Raw genomic sequence first — 3,363 nt, 5'->3', positions numbered from 1 at the left:
GAAGAGGTCAGGAGTTCGAATCTCCTATGCTCCACCAGCACGTAGACGGCCCCGGGTGCACAGCGCCCGGGGCCGTCTACGGGGTTGCGACCCGGCTCAGGCCAGGACGTCGGCGTGTGGGGTCGCGGCCGCCGCGCGCCGCTTCCGTCCCCGGAGGTAGGCGACGGTCCCCGGGATGATCGACAGACCCGCGAGGCCGATCGTGATGATCTCGATGTGCCCGGCGATGACCGGGATGCCGCCGAACAGGAAGCCGGCCGAGACGATCCCGATCGACCACACGATCGCGCCAACGACATTGAACATGGTGAATCGCGGACGCGGCATGTGGCCGACACCGGCGACCGCCGGGACGAACGTGCGGACGACCGGGACGAATCTGGCGAGCACGACGGCCTTGGGCCCGTGCCGGTCGAAGAACTGCTGCGCCCGGTCGGCGTTGTCGCGGGAGAAGAAGCGCGAGTCCGGTCGGGAGAACAGGCGCGGCCCGAACCGGCGCCCGATCAGATAGCCCACCTGGTCGCCCACCACTGCGGCGACGAAGACGCCGGCTGCGAGCAGCCAGATCGGCAGCCCGATGACGTGCGAGGCCACCAGCGCCCCGGCAAGGAACAGCAGCGAGTCCCCGGGCAGGAAGAAGCCGATGAGCAGCCCGCTCTCGGCGAACACGACCGCCATCACCAGCAGCAGTGCAGCGGGGCCGAGGGTGTAGAGCAACGGGGTCAGGGCGGCGATCATGACGCCACGCTAGGCGCGTCAACCTGACTGTCGCCTGACTGATGCCTGACGCCCGCCGGACGACCGATCCGGGCAGCCAGGGCCACGATGGTCAGCAGCGCCGTGGCGATGAGCCAGGACGCGAGCACGTCGCTGGCCCAGTGATAACCGAGGTACACACGGCTCAGACCAATACCGGCAGCCAGCAGCAACGCGCCTCCGCCCACGGCGATTCGCACAGAGCGTGCCCGGATGATCGGGACCAGCAAGATCACGAACAGTCCCAGCAGGACGGCTGAGTTGAGGCTGTGGCCCGAAGGAAAGGAGTAGGTCGAGTCGACTGGTCCGAGGCGGTAGAGCCCGCCCGGACGGGCTCGTTGGACCACCGACTTCAGGATGACCGTCAGCGCTATCGACAGACCCATCCCTGCCGCGGCGCAGCCGGCGACGAATGGACCGCGCCGCTTGAGCAGGACGATCACGAGCACCATCGCGAGCCCGCCGACGACGACCTCGCTGCCGAGGAACGTGAGCAGGTGCGCCAGCTGGGTCCAGATTCCGGTTCGAGCGTTCAGCGCATCCGTGGCGAGCTGCGGATCGATTCGGGCCGACATCCCGTCGTGCTCCTGAGCGCTGTCGGCGAGGGTCACCACGCCGGCTGCGGTCGCAACGGTGAGGATGAGCGGAAGGATTGCCTGTTTGACGTGGGTCGGTGTGTCCATGGGATGCCTCACGGTGGGAAGCACCCTGTCCGGCCGTCGGGGGAGGGCCGGACAGGGCAGCTGAGTGGATCAGGCAGGAGCTGGCGCGAGCTCGAGCTCGCTGTCCGTCTGACGTGCGGTGAAGGTGAACCACCCGACGCACATGACGATGATCGTGAGGAACAGGATGCTGGTTCCGTTCGTTCCCAGGCCCAGACCGCCGTCCTTGGTGGAGGCGGTCAGGAAGTCACCCATGGAGGCGCCGAACGGCCGGGTGACGATGTAGGCCGCCCAGAAGGCGATCACGGCATCGGACTTGAAGGCGAAGTACGAGGCGGTGATGACGGCGATCACTCCACCGAAGATCAATGCGGACGGGAGGTAGCCGACGGCAAGCTTCTCGGCGACCAGATCGCCGGCCGAGGTGCCGAGCGCGAAGGTGAACAAGATCGCCAGCCAGTAGTACGACTCGCGGCGTCGGGTGACGATCGAGTGGATCGACAGCGTCCGCTCGGAGCGGTACCACGCGAGGAACGAGGCGATCAGGCCCGCGCCGAAGATTGCGGATGTGGTCCACAGGCTGACGCCGAGGTTGTCGACCAGGTTGTCCGAGAACAACGTTCCGACGACACTGACCAGCACCACTGCGAGCCAGTACACGGCCGGGACGTAACGGCGCAGCGAGAACTGCACGATCAGCACGGCTGCCAGCAGGAGTGCCATCAGCGCCGTGGTCGCGGACAGGCCCAGACCGACATTGCTGTTGAGGAAGTCGGCGGCGGTCTCGCCAACGGTCGTGGACAGGATCTTGACGACCCAGAACAGCACCGTGACCTCGGGAACCTTGTTCAACAGGGTTCGGGTCCAGGCGCGTCGATCGAGCGCGTTCGTCGTGGGCTTGGTTGGGAGGGAGGAGTGGCTCATGGCGCCAACTCTGCTGGCGGCAACCTGCCACGTACCTGACTGTTCAGGAGCGGGGCAGCCTCAGGGTGAACGTCGTGGGATCGGCCGGTGAGGTGACGTGGACGTCGCCGCCGAGAGTGCGAGCCACCCGCCGGGAGAGCGCGAGTCCCAGCCCTGCCCCCGTGCTGGCCGGTCCGCGCCGACCCGAAAGGAACACCGACTCAAGATCACCGACATGGAGGCCCTTGCCGTCGTCGCTGATCCGGATGTGCACCGCGCGGTCATCGGACTCGGTGGTGATGATGACGGAGGATCGAGCGTGCTCGAGCGCATTGGCGACGATCGGCGACAGGGCGCGGACTGCCAGCTCGATCGGCGCTGCGACCTCGACGACCGTGTCCGTGTCGGTCGAGATCGCGATGCCCGGCACACGCGGATGGTGCTCGATGGCGGTCTGGACGAGCACGTCGGTCGTCGTTCGGGTGCCGGTTCGCGCGTCGTCGCGGGCAATCGCCACCAACGAGGCGATCGTCGTGCTCATGACGTCGACGAGGTCGACGACTCGTTCGAGGCGAGCGCGGATGGCTGGATCTGGCGTTCCCATCAGGCTCAGCTCGGCCTCGCCGCGAATCGCGGTCAGGGGAGTTCTCAGCTCGTGGGCGAGCTCAGAGGTGAGTCGTTGCTCGCCGCGCAGCGCTCCCGCCACTCGGTCGAGCAGTCCGTTGAGGGTGCGACCGAGGTGTCCGAACTCGTCGTCGACGCCCGTCGTCTCGAAGCGTGACTCCAAGTCGTGCTCACTCCAGTCCTCCGCGCTGGCAGCCATCGTCTCGACGGGCTCCAGCGTGCGTCGAACGGTCCACGCTGCGAGCGCGGAGGACCCGCCGGTGACGAGCAGAGCGACGGCCGCGAGGCCGATCAGAGTGAGGTTGCGGGTGGACTCGTACGGCTCGAGCGGTGCCTCCACGACCACGACGGCGCGTACTGCGCGAGCTCGGGTCACCGGTGCAGCGAGGAAGGCGTGCTCGTCACGACGCAGCGCGAC

Annotated in this window: 4 protein-coding genes; all 4 read right to left on the bottom strand. The window is 67.5% G+C overall.

Translation table 11 applies throughout. The features are described from left to right. Positions 1–96: 96 nt before the first annotated feature. Complete coding sequence (locus WB461_RS08455; protein WP_423852289.1) at positions 97–738, bottom strand: VTT domain-containing protein; 642 nt, start codon at positions 736–738, stop codon at positions 97–99. Further along, entirely contained in the window at positions 735–1,439 is a 705-nt protein-coding gene (locus WB461_RS08450; protein WP_423852288.1) for a phosphatase PAP2 family protein, read from the bottom strand. The genes WB461_RS08455 and WB461_RS08450 overlap by 4 nt, the downstream gene beginning before the upstream one ends. A 69-nt stretch (positions 1,440–1,508) precedes the next feature. Beyond that, on the bottom strand, positions 1,509–2,342 hold the full coding sequence (locus WB461_RS08445; RefSeq protein WP_423852287.1) for a hypothetical protein: 834 nt from the start codon (positions 2,340–2,342) through the stop codon (positions 1,509–1,511). A gap of 43 nt (positions 2,343–2,385) precedes the next feature. Continuing rightward, positions 2,386–3,363, bottom strand: a 978-nt coding sequence (locus WB461_RS08440; RefSeq protein ID WP_423852286.1) for a sensor histidine kinase, incomplete at its 5' end; no start/stop codon positions are given.

Source organism: Aeromicrobium sp. (genome assembly GCF_049587115.1).
GTDB lineage: Bacteria > Actinomycetota > Actinomycetes > Propionibacteriales > Nocardioidaceae > Aeromicrobium.
Note: the sequence above shows the minus strand (reverse complement) of the source record. Positions and strands in the feature narration are given on the sequence as shown.